General features: G+C 72.8%; 16 protein-coding genes. 6 read left to right on the plus strand and 10 right to left on the minus strand.

Going from position 1 to position 16,411, the window contains the following annotated elements; translation table 11 throughout:
* Positions 1-132: 132 nt before the first annotated feature.
* Together NQU55_RS34700 and NQU55_RS34705 are read right to left on the minus strand one after the other, a co-directional pair.
* Positions 133-2,355 carry an NACHT domain-containing protein gene (locus NQU55_RS34700; RefSeq protein ID WP_256791769.1) on the minus strand — a complete coding sequence of 741 codons (2,223 nt, stop codon included), beginning with the start codon at positions 2,353-2,355 and terminating at the stop codon, positions 133-135.
* A 32-nt stretch (positions 2,356-2,387) separates the two neighbouring features.
* The gene (locus NQU55_RS34705) at positions 2,388-2,726 is read right to left on the minus strand and encodes a trypco2 family protein (protein WP_168095083.1); all 339 of its coding nucleotides are present in this window, start codon (positions 2,724-2,726) and stop codon (positions 2,388-2,390) included.
* Positions 2,727-3,080: 354 nt separating this feature from the next.
* Between NQU55_RS34705 and NQU55_RS34710 the strand changes: the two genes are divergently transcribed.
* Together NQU55_RS34710 and NQU55_RS34715 are read left to right on the plus strand one after the other, a co-directional pair.
* A complete protein-coding gene (locus tag NQU55_RS34710) occupies positions 3,081-3,815 on the plus strand; it encodes a M23 family metallopeptidase (RefSeq protein WP_168095084.1) in 735 nt (244 codons plus the stop codon).
* Positions 3,816-3,926: 111 nt separating this feature from the next.
* The gene (locus NQU55_RS34715; RefSeq protein ID WP_168095085.1) at positions 3,927-4,388 is read left to right on the plus strand and encodes a VOC family protein; all 462 of its coding nucleotides are present in this window, start codon (positions 3,927-3,929) and stop codon (positions 4,386-4,388) included.
* A gap of 47 nt (positions 4,389-4,435) precedes the next feature.
* Here the strand turns inward: NQU55_RS34715 and cseC are convergent, their stop codons facing one another.
* From cseC to NQU55_RS34740, 5 genes are all read right to left on the minus strand, one after another.
* Complete coding sequence (gene cseC / locus NQU55_RS34720; protein ID WP_168095086.1) at positions 4,436-5,737, minus strand: two-component system sensor histidine kinase CseC; 1,302 nt, start codon at positions 5,735-5,737, stop codon at positions 4,436-4,438.
* 45 nt (positions 5,738-5,782) lie between these two features.
* Complete coding sequence (gene cseB, locus NQU55_RS34725; RefSeq protein WP_168095087.1) at positions 5,783-6,490, minus strand: two-component system response regulator CseB; 708 nt, start codon at positions 6,488-6,490, stop codon at positions 5,783-5,785.
* A gap of 7 nt (positions 6,491-6,497) precedes the next feature.
* Positions 6,498-7,163: an LppP/LprE family lipoprotein gene (locus NQU55_RS34730; protein ID WP_256791770.1), complete on the minus strand. Its 666-nt coding sequence runs from the start codon at positions 7,161-7,163 to the stop codon at positions 6,498-6,500.
* On the minus strand, positions 7,151-7,699 hold the full coding sequence (locus NQU55_RS34735; protein WP_256791771.1) for a SigE family RNA polymerase sigma factor: 549 nt from the start codon (positions 7,697-7,699) through the stop codon (positions 7,151-7,153). Before NQU55_RS34735 ends, NQU55_RS34730 begins: the two co-directional genes overlap by 13 nt.
* Positions 7,700-7,910: 211 nt before the next feature.
* On the minus strand, positions 7,911-8,837 hold the full coding sequence (locus tag NQU55_RS34740) for an iron-sulfur binding domain-containing protein (RefSeq protein ID WP_168096621.1): 927 nt from the start codon (positions 8,835-8,837) through the stop codon (positions 7,911-7,913).
* A 121-nt stretch (positions 8,838-8,958) separates the two neighbouring features.
* On the opposite strand from NQU55_RS34740, the gene NQU55_RS34745 reads away from it, so the two are divergent.
* The 3 genes from NQU55_RS34745 to NQU55_RS34755 are packed head-to-tail and all read left to right on the plus strand — an operon-like array spanning position 8,959 to position 11,906.
* Positions 8,959-10,665 carry a sensor histidine kinase gene (locus NQU55_RS34745; protein ID WP_256791772.1) on the plus strand — a complete coding sequence of 569 codons (1,707 nt, stop codon included), beginning with the start codon at positions 8,959-8,961 and terminating at the stop codon, positions 10,663-10,665.
* Positions 10,666-10,700: 35 nt separating this feature from the next.
* The gene (locus NQU55_RS34750) at positions 10,701-11,333 is read left to right on the plus strand and encodes a response regulator (protein WP_168096895.1); all 633 of its coding nucleotides are present in this window, start codon (positions 10,701-10,703) and stop codon (positions 11,331-11,333) included.
* A 48-nt stretch (positions 11,334-11,381) separates the two neighbouring features.
* On the plus strand, positions 11,382-11,906 hold the full coding sequence (locus NQU55_RS34755; protein ID WP_168096893.1) for a pyridoxamine 5'-phosphate oxidase family protein: 525 nt from the start codon (positions 11,382-11,384) through the stop codon (positions 11,904-11,906).
* A gap of 126 nt (positions 11,907-12,032) precedes the next feature.
* On the opposite strand, the gene NQU55_RS34760 is transcribed toward NQU55_RS34755, so the two are convergent.
* Positions 12,033-12,623 carry a phosphatase PAP2 family protein gene (locus tag NQU55_RS34760; protein WP_256791774.1) on the minus strand — a complete coding sequence of 197 codons (591 nt, stop codon included), beginning with the start codon at positions 12,621-12,623 and terminating at the stop codon, positions 12,033-12,035.
* A gap of 184 nt (positions 12,624-12,807) precedes the next feature.
* Here NQU55_RS34760 and NQU55_RS34765 point away from each other — a divergent pair, with 184 nt between their 5' ends.
* Positions 12,808-13,632: a hypothetical protein gene (locus tag NQU55_RS34765; RefSeq protein WP_168094902.1), complete on the plus strand. Its 825-nt coding sequence runs from the start codon at positions 12,808-12,810 to the stop codon at positions 13,630-13,632.
* Positions 13,633-13,692: 60 nt separating this feature from the next.
* On the opposite strand, the gene disA is transcribed toward NQU55_RS34765, so the two are convergent.
* Together disA and radA are read right to left on the minus strand one after the other, a co-directional pair.
* On the minus strand, positions 13,693-14,817 hold the full coding sequence (gene disA, locus NQU55_RS34770) for a DNA integrity scanning diadenylate cyclase DisA (RefSeq protein WP_168094901.1): 1,125 nt from the start codon (positions 14,815-14,817) through the stop codon (positions 13,693-13,695).
* 121 nt (positions 14,818-14,938) lie between these two features.
* Positions 14,939-16,396: a DNA repair protein RadA gene (gene radA / locus NQU55_RS34775; RefSeq protein WP_168094900.1), complete on the minus strand. Its 1,458-nt coding sequence runs from the start codon at positions 16,394-16,396 to the stop codon at positions 14,939-14,941.
* Positions 16,397-16,411 lie beyond the last annotated feature (15 nt).

Consider the following 16,411-nt stretch of genomic DNA (forward strand, 5'->3'; position numbering starts at 1 on the left):
CCCCGCCGATCGAGTCGGCTGCGGGCGGGGCGGGTCCCAACCTGTCCAAGGACGCGTAAGCGCGCGTCGCTCCGCTCATTCCGCGACAGCGGGTCGGCCCCCGGAACCTCACGGTTCCGGGGGCCGACCCGTTTACCGCTGAACGGCCGCCAGGACGTCCTGGCCGAGGGAAAGCAGCTCCCTCTGGTCACGGGCCGGCAGAAGCCTTTTCAGGCCTGCCCACACCTGTTCGTACTGGTCGTCCTCGATGTACTTCGCATTGAGCGCGCAGTGGGCTGCCAGCGCCCGCAACGGCCACTCCGTCTCCCGGTCCGGAGCGGCGTCCGCCGCCGCTGTCAGACCGGCGATGAGGCGCTGTTCCTCGCTGCGGCTGCAGTGGCCGACGGCCAGCCGGAGCACGTCCTGCCATTGCTCCTCCGCCGCATGGAGCAGTAATTCGTCCAGGCAGTCGCTCTCCTGGAACTCCTTCGCCGCCAGGTAGTCCTGGAAGGTCCGGTGGATGAACTGGATCGAATCCGGGGATCGCTCCTGGAGCAGCCCGCTGCGATTGAGCAGATACGTCAGCACGACGTGTGCCGTGCCCTGTGCCCGTACGCGGCGGAGCCCGCGCAATGCCAGATCGAGCTGACGGACCGCCTGCTCCCGGCTGAGCTCGGCGCGGCCGTTCCGGACGAGCCAGACGGCAATCCGCTGCAGTAGCTGGCGGCTTTCGTCCGCCGTCAGTTCCACGCCCTCCGGCCTGAGAATGCGGCGGTGCGCATCGCGCCTTGCCAGCATCAGGTTCAGCGCGGCGCTGTAGAGGTCCCAGCGGGTCTTGGGAAGGAGACCGTTCCACTGCCGGTGCAAGGCGCAGATGACTGCGCAGAGCAGCGGCGTGCGTGCCAGGTCGCGCAATACGGTATTGCGTTCGAATTCCTGGCTGAGCTCGGGTTCGAGTTTGTCGAGCCGGTCGCGCTGCCGTTGTGCCCAGTGCTCGTCCGCATGCCTGTCGCACTCCAGCCGGGCGGCCCTGTGCCACGAGCCGGCGAACGACTGGATGTCCTCGTCGCTCATGGGGAGTAGCCGCAGCTCTTCGAACCCTTCCTGTTCCAGCCACTCGCTGCCGACAGCCAGGGGGCGCACAGTGACCAGACAGCGCGTCCGTGGATACATCCGCAGCAGCCCGGCCAGCCATTTGCGGGCCAGCTCCCGGTCGGCCTGTGGGACCTCGTCCATCCCGTCGACGAGAAGCAGCCCGCGCCCGGCCTCCAGCACGCGTCCTGCCCAGCCGTCGGGCGGTCTGTCGACCGGCAGCCGGGCGATCTTGGGCAGCTGGGAGGGGATGGGGGAGGTGATGCCCCGGGCGGCCAGACTGCGCATGGGGATCACGAAAGGGATCAGCCCGTCGAGCTCGGACAGCTGGTCCGGCAGCATGCGGCAGGCCGTGTGGGAGGCGAGCCACCACACCAGTGTGGTCTTGCCGGCGCCCGCCTCGCCCCGCAGGACGGTCCGGGGTCGTGAGCCGAGAAAGTCCTCGATGCGCCGGAGCTCCGGAGCGTCCGGCCGCGCGGGCTCGGGCGGGCTCGGCGACTGTGCCTCCAGGCTGAAGTAGGCCGTGTCCAGATCCCAGTCGCCCGGGCCGAGCTCGTCCAAGCCGAAGATCTCCAGCCGGCTGTACGCGGCCTTGACCGCTCTCGCGTACGCGGGCTCGTAGGCCAGGTCCTCGGGATAGGCGGAGGAGATCTCCTCGAACTCCGGCGGGTCGGGCCAGTGCTCCAGCAGGGCCTTCCGGAAGCCGGGGTCGTCGATCACGGCGGCCAGCGGCACCGACTCGATGGACGAGTGCTGCCAGCCCAGCGGATCCCCGCTCGCGATGCCGATCAGCAGCGGGCCCGCGAACACGGGCCCGCCCGACAGGCCCGCCCAGGGCGAGCCGTCCGTCACGGGCGCCGGGGGATGGTGGTCGGCGTGCAGGACGTACCGGCCGCGCATACGGCCGGACAAGGGCATCAGGGTGCCGGGGATCTGCGCGGCCTCCAGCTCGCCGGGCAGGGGCCCGTACCGGTGGACCTGCGGGAAGCCCAGGACCTGGCAGCGCGGCATGGGCTGCCAGCCGGCGCATTTGCCCCACCGCAGCGGTGGCGCGAGGAGAAGGGGCAGCACGGGCCGGCGGGCCACGAGGAGCGCCACGTCGCACGTATCCGGGTCACCCAGCCAGGCGACGTCACAGGGGACGGGACCGTCGCCGTCCGGTGCGGCGACGTCGACCGCGTCACCCGCCTCGAACAAATGCGCGCTCGTCAGTACCAGCTCCGGTGTCAGCAGCACCCCACTGCCCTGCCGCCCGCCCAGCACCGCCACCAGCCGGTCCTCCACGGACGGGACCGGCGCTCTCTCCCGGCCCACCGCTACTGCCCGGAGGGCCCGAACCGCGACACCCCGCCCGGCCGCTCGTTGCCCACGCGCCAGCTGCCGCCCGTGCGCGTGTCCTTCGGCGTCAGGGTGAAGGAGACCTTGTGGGTACGGGTCGAGCCGCGTGACGCCTCCGCGTCCGCGCTGACCACCCAGGCCTTCACCCCGCCCGAGCCCTTGGCGTCCTTGCGGATCTCGACGGTGAACTCCATGGCGATCTCGCCCACGTCGAAGGCCAGGTCCTGGCCCGCGCCCCGGGCCGCCGCCGAGGTCAGCCCCTCCCGCACCGCCTGGACGGCATCCGCCAGCTCCACTTCCTCGAACCCGCTGCTCATCGCTGCTCCACCCCCGGCCCCGGCGGCCGCTGCGCTGCGTGCGCGGCCGCTGACGGGGAGCGTACCGCCGCGGCCGGGACTTTGGTCCCGGAACCGGGGAGGCCGAATGTCCTTCGGCGGTGACACCCGCCATAGGGCGTGGGTCACGTACTAAGGGAATTAGCAGTGCAGCCCGCCCCTCATTTCCCCTGAAAAACAGGCGGAATCCCTGCTCAGGGCGGCATGAATTACCTCCCCGTCGCTACGGCATTCGTTAGTAGGGGCCGTGCTTGGCAGCCCGGCGAAAGCGGGTTACCAAGGTATGGCGATCCCGGTCCGCAGCCGGGACCTGTTTATGCCTGGAGGTTTATCCGTATGTCGAAGCGCACCGCTTTCCGTAACTCGAGCAAGACCGTTCTCCGTACCCGCGTCGCCCTCGTGGCAGCCGGCCTGGGAGCCTCGGTCGCGCTGGGTTCCGGGGTCGCGCTCGCAGCCGACACCACCGCCTCGGTGAGCGAGTTCCCGGCGTTCGCGTCCCTCGCGATGCTGGACGACTCCCTGCACAAGCAGGCCGAGACGCAGCTGAAGGTGGCGGAGAAGGAGAAGCGGAACGCCGAGCAGGCCAAGCGGGACGCGGCCAAGCGCGCCGAGGACGCCCGCAAGGAGGCCGAGGCCTCCCGCAAGCGCGCCGACGCCTGGGTCGCGCCCCTGGCCCAGTACCAGGTCGGCCAGCCGTTCGGTAAGGCCGGCGCGATGTGGGCCGCCAAGCACAGCGGCCAGGACCTGGTCGTGAACAGCGGCACGCCCGTCATGTCCGTCCACGGCGGCACCGTCGTCAAGGCCGGCCCGAACGGCGGCGGCGACGGCCCCGCGTACGGCAACGCCATCGTGATCAAGCACGACGACAACACGTACTCCCAGTACGCCCACCTCTCGCAGGTGAAGGTCTCGGTCGGCCAGAGCGTCAGCACCGGCCAGGTCATCGGCCTGTCGGGCTCCACCGGCAATTCGTCCGGCCCCCACCTGCACTTCGAGATCCGCACCACCCCGAACTACGGCAGCGCGGTCGAGCCGGTCGCCTTCCTGAAGGCCCACGGCGGGTCCCTCTGATTCAGCTGATCCATCGGATCCACCAGGAGCCGGTGCACCGCGACACGCGGTGCACCGGCTCCTGCTTTTACGGTGGTAATGCAGCGCAAAATCCGGTGATCGGAGCGCGTCATGATCAAGGGAATTGCCATCACCACCGTCTGGGTCCTCGATCAGGACCGGGCGAAGGATTTCTACACGGAGAAGCTCGGCCTTGAGGTCCGCACCGATATGACCATGGGCGACGGGCAGGGAATGCGCTGGCTCACGGTGGGTGCCGAGGACCAGCCGGACGTCGAGCTGACGCTGATGGTCCCCGGCCCGCCCGGGCTCGACCCGGAGTCGGCGGAGGCCATGAAGAAGCTGGTGGCCAAGGGCGTGCTGGGGGCGGGGGTGCTCAGCACCGACGACATCCACCGCGACTACGAGACGCTCAAGGCCAGGGGCGTGGACTTCCTGCAGGAGCCCCGGGAGCGGCCGTACGGTACGGAGGCGATCCTGCGCGACGACTCCGGCAACTGGTTCTCGCTGACGCAGCGCAGCGATCAGCTGGACCTCGACAAGGCCTGGGGCGAGTGCGTCGACCCGATGTGACTGACGGACTGACGCCCGTGGTGCCTGCGCCGGGCGCGCCGGGCGCGCTAGTCCGGCACCTGGATGATCGGGAACGTCCCCGTGCTCGTCGGCGCGGACTCCGGCAGCCACAGCACCGCGATGGCCCCCGTGCCGCCCTCGACCTCCGGGTCGGCGTTGCGGAAGGACAGGCGGGCGCCCAGCACCCGGGCCTGTCCGGCGGCGATGGTCAGGCCCAGGCCGTGGCCCTTGCCCGCGCGGTCCTTGCTGCCGGTGCGGAACCGGCTCGGCCCGTCCTGGAGGAGCTCCTCTGGGAAGCCGGGCCCGTGGTCGCGCACGCGCAGGACGCGCCCCTCGACGGTGACGTCGAACGGGGCCTTGCCGTGCTTGGCGGCATTGGCCAGGAGGTTGCCGATGATGCGCTCCAGGCGGCGCGGGTCGGTGGAGACGTAGGCGTCCCGGGCGATCCGTACGCGGGCCTCGGGCTCGAACGTGCGGACCCGGCGCTCGACGAACTCGCCCAGCAGGATCTCCTGCATCTCGGCGCGCTCGGCGAAGCCGTCCAACCGGGCGACCTCCAGCACGTCCTCGACGAGCGTGCGCATGGCCTGCGCGCGGTCGCGGACGAGCTCGGTGGGCCGGCCCGGCGGCAGCAGCTCGGCGGCGGTGAGCAGGCCGGTGACGGGGGTGCGCAGCTCGTGGGCGATGTCGGCGGTGACGCGCCGCTCGGCCTCCAGGCGGCGCTGGAGGGCCTCGGCCATGCCGTCGACGGCGCGGGCCAGGTCGTCGGTCTCGTCGCGGACGCGGCCGCCGATGGCCTCGCGCACGCGCACCTCGGAGTCGCCGTCGGCGAGCTTGCGGGCGGCCGTCGCGGCCTTGCGCAGCCGGCGGGAGAGCTGGTCGCCGATGAGGATGCCGAGCGCGCAGCCGCCGAGGACGACGGAGACCGATCCGATGATCAGCGCCTTGTCGAGGGCGTCGATGATGGAGAACCGGTCCTTGAACCGGGTGTGGATCGAGAGGATCTTGCCGTTGCGGACCGGCACCGAGGCCCAGACCTCGGGCGTGCCCTTGCCGCCGGAGTCCTGCAGGAACGTGGCGCGCTGGCCGATGGCGGCGGCGTCGCGCAGCGGCTTGGGCAGCGTGGGGTCGTCGAGCTTGGCGTGCAGCATCAGCCGGCCGGTGTTCTCGTAGTACCGCTGGGCGATCTGGACGCGCTCGTCCATGACGTCGCGGCTGTTGTCGAGCATCGACAGGCGGGCGGCGTTGTGCACGACGAGGCTGAGCGCCACCGCGACCAGCGCGCTGACGCCCGCGATGGCGAGGCTGACCTTCCAGCGCAGACCGGAGCGGAGGGCGAGCCTCACCACGATCCGGTCCCTGCCGGGCGGATCACCATGGGGTGGTCACCCTCGTCACCCTCTGAGCTTGTAGCCGAAGCCGCGGACCGTCTCGATCCGGTCCTGGCCGATCTTGCCGCGCAGCCGCTGCACGTGGACGTCGACGACCCGGGTGTCACCGCCCCAGCCGTAGTCCCACACCCGCTCCAGCAGCCGGTCGCGGGAGAGCACCGTGCCGGGCGCGGCGGAGAACTCCAGCAGCAGCCGCATCTCGGTCGGGGTCAGCGCGACGGGCACGCCGCCCTTGCGGACCTCCATGCCGTCCGTGTCGACCTCCAGGTCGCCGAAGCGCAGCACGCCGCACTCCAGGTCCTCCGGGGTGTCGGCCCCGGCGGCGCCGTTCGGCCCGCTGGCGTGCCCGAAGCGGCGCAGCACGGCCCGTATGCGGGCGACGAGCACGGCGCCGTCGAACGGCTTGGTGACGTAGTCGTCGGCGCCGGCCTCCAGGCCCAGGACGACGTCGATGGAGTCCGCGCGCGCCGACAGCATGATCACGGGAACGGTCGACTCGTCACGGATCCGGCGGCACAGGCTGACCCCGTCCAGGCCGGGGACCATGACGTCGAGCAACGCGATGTCGGGCTTGCGGGCGCGGAACTTCTCCAGCCCCAGCAGCCCGTCCGGCACCGCGGTCACCTCGAAGCCGTCGCGCTCCAGTGCCAGCTGGGTCGCCTCACGGATGACGTCGTCGTCCTCCACGAAGAGCACATGCGTATCGGCCACGCTGTCCTCAGCCCTCCGTCCCCACGCTGGGGAGATCGCCCTTGTCGGTGTTCCCGACCTTGCTGTAGTCGGTGTGGGTGCGACCGGTCTCCCGGAACTCCGTACCCGACCAGTGGTACGTCATGACATCTTCGCCCGAGGCGCAGCAGACCGCGTCACCGGGGCCGTAGACCTGCTTGGTGACGCGGAGGTCGCGGCGGTCGATCTCGGAGTAGACGGGCGCCTGCTCGATCATGAACACGTTCTCGTAGGAGCCGTCGCTCTTCGCACGGTACACATACGAGCCCACGCCCACGGAATCGCCGCACGTGAGGATGTTGACGATGATGTCGTCGCGGCTGCCGTCGGTCAGCTTCCCGTAGATCACGTCCAGCGGGTACTGGTTCTTCAGGCACGGCTTCAGGTCCTTCTTGACCTGGCTGCCGATCTTCGGATCGTTCTTGATCAGTTTTACGGCGTCGATCTTCTCGTGCGGCCGGTCCGCCGTCGCCGAGGCCGAGGGCATGCGGGTCGGCTTCGCCGCGGACTGCGTCTGCGCGGTGCCTTCCTTGCGGACGCCCTCGCTGCCCGCATCGCAGCCGGCAAGCAGAAGACCGGCGGCCGCGGCCAGGGCTGTGACCGTGCCGCCGGTGATCAGTACCGGCCTGGGGGGAGCCTTTTTCAGGCCGCGCACCGTTCCTGCCCCCGCTCGTTGCGCTCGAGGGCGTGGAAGTCCAGGTCGCGGCTCTCCAGCTCCTGGCGCAGCCGGGCCAGGGCCCGGTGCAGCGTGCTCTTGACCGTGCCGGTCGACATGCCGAGCGCCTCCGCGGTCTCCTCGGTGCTCATCTGCTCCCAGTGTCGCAGCACGACGACGCTGCGCTGCTTGGGCGCCAGGACCCCGAGGATGTCCATCAGCAGGGCGCGGTCGGCGTGCTGCTCCGTGCTGTCCTCGACGCGCGCGTCGGGGAGCTGCTCGGTGGGCACCTCGTCGAGCTTGCGGGCGCGCCACCACTCCGTACGAGTGTTGATCATGACGCGGCGGAGGTAGGCGTCGGCCAGCGACTTGTCCGCTATGCCTTCCCAGCGGCCGTAGGTGCGGACCAGGGCGGTCTGGAGGAGGTCCTGGGCGTCGATGGGGTCCGGCACGAGACGGCGGGCGCTGCGCAGGAGGGCGTCCTGACGGTTGCGCACGTACTCCTCGAAGTCCAGAACCTTGCCGCTGCTGGCCATCTCGCAGCCTCCATTCCGCTTGCATTCCCCGCGTCACGCTGGTGGTCTCCCAGCACGGGTAGGACGCTACGGAGGAGCTGTTGCGACGTGATGTGCGGCAGCACTGCGGCAGGTGCACAGCTGTCCATAGGTTGTGTAACAGCGGTGCGGGAGCAGGGGCGGTAGGGCGTGAAAAGGGGGCTCTGTCCCGTTCGGGAGCCCCCTTTTCCGGCTACGTGAGGGGCAGCCGGTACCGGCCGCCTGCCAGCGGCTCCACCAGGCCGTCCGCCACCAGCCCGTCCAGCGCCCGGGCCCGCTGCACCGGCTCGTCCCACACCGCGTCCAGCGCCACCTGCGGTACGGGGTCCAGCGCCTCGCGCAGCACCGCGAGAAGCTTGCCGCGCACCTGCCGGTCCGTCCCCGCGTACGTCTGGCCGCGGCGCGGCGGGCCGTCGTGCGCGGGGGAACCCGCGGCGCGCCAGGCGCACCGGTCGGCGATCGGGCAGCGCCCGCAGACCGGCGTGCGCGCCGTGCACACCAGAGCGCCGAGCTCCATGGTCGCCGCGGCCCAGCGGGCGGCCACCGGCTCGCTCTCCGGCAGCAGCGCCCGGGCCAGCTTGCGCTCGGCCGCGGTGGTGGCGTTCGGCGGGTACTGCGCGCCGCTCACGGCGCGCGCGAACACCCTGCGCACGTTGGTGTCGAGGACCGCGTGCCGCTGCCCGTAGGCGAAGGAGGCCACCGCGGCCGCCGTGTACTCGCCGACGCCCGGCAGGGCCAGCAGCCTGGCGTGGTCGCGCGGCACGTCGCCGCCGTGCAGCTCCGTGATCGCCGTCGCGGCGGCGTGCAGCCGCAGCGCCCGCCGGGGATAGCCCAGCCGGCCCCAGGCGCGCACCGCCTCCCCGGGCGGCTCCGCCGCCAGGTCCGCCGGGCGCGGCCAGCGCGCCAGCCACTGCTCGTAGACGGGCAGCACCCGGCTGACCGGCGTCTGCTGCAGCATGAACTCGCTGACCATCACGCCCCAGGCGCCGGCTTCGGGGCGGCGCCAGGGCAGATCGCGGGCGTTCGCGGCGAACCAGTCGATGACCGGGCCGTGGAGCTCCCCGGGAAGGGGCTCGGAGGAGGACTCGGAACGGGTGGTGGTGCGGTCTGTGACAGTCATGGCGCTTCCGATCCTGGCACGGCGGCGCACGACGGAGAAACGCGCCGGGCCCCGTTCCCCTGACTTTCGTCTGACTTTCGTCAGGGGTGCGCGGACGGGCCCGGCTTGTACCGTCGGACCGGTGAGACGCCGCACGATCACCGCCCCGTCCAGGGTCCTGCCCGACGCCCTGCTGTGGGCGGTGCTCGCCCTGCCCGGCGCGCTCGCGGACCTGACCGGCGTGAACGCGCCCCGGCCCTGGTGGCAGAGCGTGGGCGGCGCGGTCGTCCTCGCCGTGGCCGTGGCCGCCTCCCGGGCCCGCCCGGTGCTCGCCCCGACCCTCGCCGCCGCACTCGGACTCGCCGCGTCCCCCTCCCTCTTCACGCTCTCCTACGGGCCCGCGCTCTCCGTCCTCGCCTACCTGCTGGGCCGCCGCTCGGCCGCCGCCCGCCCCGCGCTGTACGCCTTCCCGGCCGTCGCGGCCGCCGGCACGCTGCTCGTCCTCGCCCGCGACGTCGACCCCGTCGTCGAATGGCTGGTTCTGACCGGCACGTTGCTCTTCGGCGCGGTGTTCCCCTGGCTGGCCGGCCGGTACCGGCGCCAGGCCCGTGAGCTCGTCGCCGCGGGCTGGAGCCGGGCGGCGCAGCTGGAGCGCGAGCAGGAGATCGTCGCGGACCGGGCCCGGCTGCGCGAACGCACCCGCATCGCCCAGGACATGCACGACTCCCTCGGCCACGAACTGAGCCTGATCGCCCTGCGCGCCGGGGCCCTGCAGGTCGCCCCCGGCCTCGACGCTTCGCACCGGGCGGCGGCCGCGGAGCTGCGCGAGGCCGCCGCGTCGGCGACGGACCGGCTCCGCGACATCATCGGCGTCCTGCGCGACGCCGGCCCGGCCGCGCCCGCGCCGCTGACCCCGCCGGACGACTCGCTCCGCGCCCTCGTGGACCGCGCGGCGGCCTCGGGCCTGCCCGTGCGCGCCCGGCTGCCCCGCGGGACGGAGCTGCCGCCGCCTGTGGAGCGGGCCGCGTACCGCGTCGTCCAGGAGGCGCTGACGAACGCGGCCAAGCACGCGCCGGGGGCGGAGGTTTCGGTGACCGTGGTGAGTGGGGTGAGTGGGGTGGATGGGGCCAGTGGGGCGGGTGAGACCTCGGTGACGGTCGTGACCGGCCCGCGGCCCGGCCCTGCGGCCGCGTCCCCGGCGCCCGGAAGCGGTACGGGCCTGCTGGGCCTGCGCGAGCGGGTGGCGCTCGCGGGAGGCACGTTCACGGCGGGGCCCTCCGGGGACGACGGCGGGTTCGAGGTGAGCGCGCGGCTGCCGCACGGGCCCGGGCCCGGGCCCCGCCTCGCGCCTCGGGCCGCACCCGCCGAAGGGGCCGGACAGCCGGCGGGCCTCGCACAGGCCCACCGCACCGCCCGGCGGCGGTTCGCCGTCCCCTTCGCCGTCGCGGCGGCCGCCGGAGCCGTCTTCGTCGCCGCGGCCTTCGGCTGGTACGCGTACATCAAGGGACACTCGGTCCTGAAGCCCGCCGATTACGCCGCCTTGGACGTCGGTGCGCCGTACGCCGAGGTCGCCCCGTTCCTGCCGGACCGGCAGGTCGCCGACCCGCCGGCCGACCGGGCCCCGGGCGCCCCGCCCGCCGGCGCGGAGTGCCGCTACTACCGGGCGAGCGGCGAACTCTTCGTCAGCGTCGACCATTTCCGGCTCTGCTTCCGCGACGGGCACCTCGTCGCCAAGAGCCGCGTCCCGCGCGCCGGCGCCCCCGGTGCCTCCGAGGCCGTGGAACGGGAACAGCAGGCCGTGGAACAGGAAGAGAAGGAAGAGAAGGAAGAGAAGGAGTGGCTGCGGTGAGCACCGTCAAAGTCCTCGTCGCCGACGACGAGGCGATGATCCGCGCCGGAGTCCGCGCGATCCTGTCCGCCGACCCCCGCATCGAGGTGGTCGCGGAGGCGGCGGACGGCCACGAGGCCGTCGAAGCCGCCCGCGCCCACCGGCCGGACGTGGCCCTCCTCGACATCCGCATGCCCCGCCTGGACGGCCTCGCCGCCTGCGAGGAGATCCGCCGGAGCGCGCCCGGCACGGCCGTCGCGATCCTCACCACCTTCTCCGAGGACGCCTACGTCTCCCGCGCCCTGGGCGGCGGGGCCACCGGCTTCCTGCTCAAGTCCGGCGACCCCTACGAACTGATGGCCGGTGTCCGTGCCGTCGCGGACGGCGGCGCCTACCTCTCCCCGAAGGTCGCCCTGCACGTCATCGCCGAACTCGGCGGCGAGCGCCTGACGCGCGCCGCCGCCGCCCGCGCCCGGATCGCCGGGCTGACCGCCCGCGAGCGCGAGGTCCTCGCCCTGCTGGGCGAAGGGCTCTCGAACGCGGGCATCGGCCGGCGCCTCCACTTGGTGGAGGGCACCGTCAAGGGCTACGTCAGCGCGGTCCTCGACCGGCTGGGGGCCGGCAACCGCGTGCAGGCCGCGATCGTCGCCCACGAGGCCGGGCTGGTCACCGGTTCGGTCGTGGGCTGACCGGCCCCCCGATTGGTCGGCTCCGGCCGGGCGCGGTGGAATGGGGCCATGAGCGATACGGAGCAGCGGCCGCCGCGCGAGATCCGGGCGGCTCTCGACGCGCACTCGACCCTCACCCTGGCCTACGCGGACGAGGACGGCCCACAGGCCTGCGCGGTGCTCTACGCCCTCGCCGGGCCTGCCGAACCGGCCGGACCGCCCGGCGACGACGCCACCGCGCTGCTCTTCGTCACCTCGGCCACCACCCGGCACGGCCGCGCCCTCGTCGCCGCGAGCACGGGCGACCCGGCCGCGGGCGCCCGCGTCGCGTTCACCGCCCAGCGCGACGGGCAGGTGTGGACGGCCCTGACGGGCCTTCAAGGGCGCGGCACCTGCCGCCGCCTGGAGGGCGCGGAGCGCGAGGCCGGGTGGCGCGCGTACACCGAGCGCTTCCCTTACGTCGACCACAACGACCGGCTCCGGCAGGCGATGGAACGCACCGACCTGTGGGAGCTGCGCCCCGACTGGCTGCGGCTGATCGACAACGGCCAGGGCTTCGGCCACAAGACGGAGTGGACGCGCCCGGCGGCGTGAGGCCCGCGTGAGGCCCGCGAGGTCCGCGTCGGCTCTGCGGGGGCCTGGCGAGCCCTGAGGGACCCGCGTGAGCCCTGAGAGACCCGCGTGAGCGCTGAGGGACCCGCGTGAGGCCTGCGCGGCACCCTACGCCCGCACCAGCACCCGCAGCCGCCCCCGCCCCGCCCGGTCCACGAGCGAGGTGGCCCACCGCGCGAGCAGCAGCCCGCCCAGGAGCGCCACGGCGGCGCCGAGCAGGAGACCCGCGGCCACGTCGTGCGGGTAGTGCACGCCGAGGAAGACCCGTGAGAAGGCGACGAGCAGGGCCATGGGCAGCACGGCCCACGCCAGGATCCGCCGCGCGAGGACGATTCCGGTGGCCAGGGCGGCCGCGAGCGTCGCGTGGTTGCTGGGGAACGACCAGTCGCCGTGCGGCGGGCAGGGTGCGAGCGAGGCGACCGCGCCCCGGACCGCCCGGCACGGCCGCTCCTCGTCCACCAGGCTCTTGACGATCTCGCTGATCCCGTAGGCGACCGCGGTCGTGACCGGTACGAGCAGCGCGAGCGCGACGCCGCGCGCCCCCGTCCGCCTGTTGCGCCACCACACGGCGACGGCGACGGCCATCAGCAGCAACAGCCCGGCCTCGGTGCCGATTTCCGCAAGGCCGTGCACCCACTCCGGTGTGGAGCGGGCGAATTCGGTGACGTCGCGATAGAGGTCGTTGTCCACGGTGTCCATGGTTCCGGGAGCCTACGGTCCGTCACTTCGGCGCCACACCGGGCTATCGGCAGGCAGTCCATCCGACTTTCGTCAGACGGCGGACCGCGAAAACCGCCTGTCGGCGGGCCGATGATGAGAAAATCGGGCACTCGCCCGGCGGGTATGGGCCGGTGCCCCCGCCGATGTCTCGTAGAGTCTTCGCGTGGGATCTCTGCGCAATCCGATCGGGCCGCTTCCCTCCTCCATCTATTGGCGGCGGAGGGCAGTTGCGCTTGGCCTGCTCGGCCTTCTCGTTCTCGTCGGGCTCTGGTTCGTCACCCTCGGGGGTGACGGAGGCTCAGGTGATGACCAGAGCAAGGGCTCGGACGGGAAGAACCCGGCCGACAACACCACCATCACCCCCGGACCGGTGCCCTCCGGCCCGCACTTCAGCCAACGCCCGGGCGGGCGCGGCGAGTCGGGCAGCGGCGGCACGGGCGGCGGTGCCGGTGACGGCGGCTCCGGCGGCGGCGCCGCGGGGACCGGCGGTTCCGGTACGGGCGGCGGCGGGACGACGGGCACGGGCGGCGGCAGCGGCGCCCTCGGCACCGGCGACGGCAAGGCCGTTCCGGCCGGCTCGTCCCTGCCCGACTGCGGGCCCGGCTCGGTGCGGCTCGCGATCCGCAGCGTGAAGGACTCCTACGGGCCCGACGAGAAGCCGAAGTTCGAGATCGTCGTGAAGAACTCCGGCGGAAGTGCCTGCAAGGTGAACTTCGGTTCCGGCGCCGCCATTCTGAAGATTGCCCATATCGACGCCGACGACCACGTGTGGGCCTCCGACGACTGCCCCCGGGCCACGGGCGCGGTGCTGGTCGAGCTCCCCGGTTCGGGCGAGACGAAGCGCACGGTGGAATGGGACCGCAAGCGCAGTGCCCCGCGCTGTGCGACGCCTTCCGGCGAGGGGGCCGCGGGCGCCGGCAAGTACCGGGCCGAGGTCAGGATCGCGGGTGTCACCGAAAAGGTGGAGTTCACCCTGGAGAGGGCCTGACGGAAAGGGTTGACGACCGGGCGTGCGGTCGCGCCGCCCGGCCGTTCGAGACGCGGGGGCTCAGACGTAGCGTTCGAGGATCGAGGACTCCGCCAGCCGCGACAGCCCCTCGCGGACCGAGCGGGCGCGGGCCTCGCCGACGCCGTCGACCGTCTGCAGGTCGTCCACGCTGGCGGCCAGGAGCTTCTGCAGCCCGCCGAAGTGGTCGACCAGCCGCTCTATGATCGCGCCCGGCAGGCGCGGCACCTTCGCCAGCAGCCGGTAGCCGCGCGGCGAGACCGCCGAGTCCAGCGTCTCCGGAGAGCCGCTGTAGCCCAGGGCGCGCGCCACGATGGGCAGTTCCAGCAGCTCGGGGTGGGTGAGGGAGTCCAGCTCGGACAGGGCCTCGGGGACGGTGCGGGTGCGCTTGGCGGTCGGCTCCGGGACATAGTCCCGCACGACCAGGTCGCGCTCGGGCTCGACGCCCGCGATCAGCTCGTCCAGCTGCAGGGAGAGCAGGCGGCCGTCGGTGCCCAGCTCCACCACGTACTCCGCGATCTCCGTGGCGATGCGGCGCACCAGCTCCAGGCGCTGGCAGACCGCCGTCACGTCGCGGACGGTGACCAGGTCCTCGATCTCCAGGGCGGAGAGGGTGCCGGCGACCTCGTCCAGCCGGAGCTTGTAGCGCTCCAGGGTGGCCAGGGCCTGGTTGGCCCGGGAGAGGATCGCCCCGGACTCCTCCAGCACGCGCCGCTCGCCGCCCACGTACAGCGCGATCAGACGCATCGACTGGCTGACGGAGACCACGGGGAAGCCGCACTGGATGGAGACGCGCTGCGCCGTGCGGTGCCGGGTGCCCGTCTCCTCGGTGGGGATCGACGCGTCCGGCAGGAGCTGCACGCCCGCCCGCACGATCTTCGTGATGTCCTTGTCGAGGATCAGGGCGCCGTCCAGCTTGCAGAGCTCGCGCAGGCGGGTGGCGGTGAACTCCACGTCCAGGACGAAACCGCCCGTGCACATGGACTCCACCGTCTTGTCCATGCCCAGGACGATGAGGCCGCCCGTATTGCCGCGGAGGATGCGTTCGAGGCCGTCGCGCAAGGCCGTGCCGGGCGCGACGGCGCTCAGCGAGGCGCGCATCAGACCGTCGGCACCGGAGGAACCCCCGGCCTTGCCGGGGCCCGATGCCCGGTCGTTGGCTGCCACTGCACTCCTCCGGTCGCAAGGTCAACGGTGCCGCAGGCCGCCCTGCTATCCGTACGTACGGGCGAGACCAGGGCAAAGTCTACTGGCGTATGCGGGTGTCCAGCCTATTCGTCCAGCCTAATTAAAGAGGGCCCCCACCCGCTTGGACAGGGCTCTCCCCGGCTCGGTCGTCCGACCCGGCTCTGCGCCGGTTCTCCCGGGGTACCCGCTTGGGCAGCACTCGAAGCGCCTCGCCTATGTCCGCCACCTCCACCACGTGCATGCCCGCGGGCACCTTCCCGGGGTCGCCCGGGACCAGCGCGTGGGTGAAGCCGAGCCGGGCCGCCTCCGCCAGCCGGCGCTGCACTCCGGTGACCCGGCGGACCTCCCCGGCCAGGCCCACCTCACCGATCGCCACCAGGTTCTTCGGCAGCGGGGTGTCGCTCGCGGCGCTCGCCAGGGCCAGCGCCACGGCCAGGTCCGCCGCCGGCTCGGACAGCTTCACGCCGCCCACCGTGGCGCTGTAGATGTCCCGCTTGCCCAGCGCGCTGATCCGGCCCCGCTGCTCCAGCACCGCCAGCATCATCGACACCCGCGAGGTCTCCAGGCCCGAGGTGGTGCGGCGGGGCGAGGGGATCTGCGAATCGACCGTCAGCGCCTGCACCTCGGCCACCAGCGGGCGGCGCCCCTCCAGCGTGACCGTCAGGCAGGTGCCCGGGACGGGCTCGTCACGGCGGGTGAGGAACAGGCCGCTCGGATCGGCCAGACCGGTGATGCCCTCGTCGTGCAGCTCGAAGCAGCCGACCTCGTCCGTCGCCCCGTAGCGGTTCTTCACGCCGCGCACCAGGCGCAGCCGCGCGTGCCGGTCGCCCTCGAAGCTCAGGACCACGTCGACCAGGTGCTCCAGCAGGCGCGGGCCCGCGATCGCGCCGTCCTTGGTGACGTGACCGACCAGCAGCGTGGCCATGCCCCGCTCCTTGGACGCCCGGATCAGCGCGCCCGCCACCTCGCGCACCTGCGCCATGCCGCCCGGGGCGCCGTCGATCTCCGGCGAGGCCACCGTCTGCACCGAGTCCAGGATCAGCAGGGACGGCTTGACGGAGTCGAGGTGGCCCAGCACCGCGGCCAGATCCGTCTCGGCCGCCAGATAGAGGTGGTCGTCGATCGCGCCGATGCGGTCCGCGCGCATGCGCACCTGGCTCGCGGACTCCTCGCCCGTCACATAGAGCGTGCGGTGCTCCTCGGACGCGGCCTTCGCCGCCACGTCCAGCAGGAGCGTGGACTTGCCGACGCCCGGCTCGCCCGCGATCAGCACCACCGCACCCGGGACGAGCCCGCCGCCCAGGACGCGGTCCAGCTCGTCCACACCCGTGCTGCGCGCCGTGGCCTGCCGGCCGTCGACCTGGCCGATGGGCAGCGCGGCCGAGGAGACGCGGCCGGGCGCCGTCGTCCGCACGGCGGGCGCGCCGTACTCCTCGACCGTGCCCCACGCCTGGCACTCGGGGCAGCGGCCGAGCCACTTGACGGTGGTCCAGCCGCACTCGGTGCAGCGGTAGGAGGGCCGGTCCTTGGCGGACGAGCGAGAAGTGCGGGCAGCCATGCGAGCCACCGTAGC

Source organism: Streptomyces telluris (assembly GCF_024519335.1).
Lineage (GTDB): Bacteria > Actinomycetota > Actinomycetes > Streptomycetales > Streptomycetaceae > Streptomyces > Streptomyces telluris.

Coding starts and splice junctions, on each gene's coding strand:
- NQU55_RS34755 (WP_168096893.1), top strand. CDS start 11,382: ATGAGCGATACGGAGCAGCGGCCGCCGCGCGAGATCCGGGCGGCTCTC.
- NQU55_RS34750 (WP_168096895.1), top strand. CDS start 10,701: ATGATCCGCGCCGGAGTCCGCGCGATCCTGTCCGCCGACCCCCGCATC.
- NQU55_RS34705 (WP_168095083.1), bottom strand. CDS start 2,726: ATGAGCAGCGGGTTCGAGGAAGTGGAGCTGGCGGATGCCGTCCAGGCG.
- NQU55_RS34740 (WP_168096621.1), bottom strand. CDS start 8,837: ATGACTGTCACAGACCGCACCACCACCCGTTCCGAGTCCTCCTCCGAG.
- NQU55_RS34715 (WP_168095085.1), top strand. CDS start 3,927: ATGATCAAGGGAATTGCCATCACCACCGTCTGGGTCCTCGATCAGGAC.
- radA (WP_168094900.1), bottom strand. CDS start 16,396: ATGGCTGCCCGCACTTCTCGCTCGTCCGCCAAGGACCGGCCCTCCTAC.
- NQU55_RS34735 (WP_256791771.1), bottom strand. CDS start 7,699: ATGGCCAGCAGCGGCAAGGTTCTGGACTTCGAGGAGTACGTGCGCAAC.
- NQU55_RS34710 (WP_168095084.1), top strand. CDS start 3,081: ATGTCGAAGCGCACCGCTTTCCGTAACTCGAGCAAGACCGTTCTCCGT.
- NQU55_RS34760 (WP_256791774.1), bottom strand. CDS start 12,623: ATGGACACCGTGGACAACGACCTCTATCGCGACGTCACCGAATTCGCC.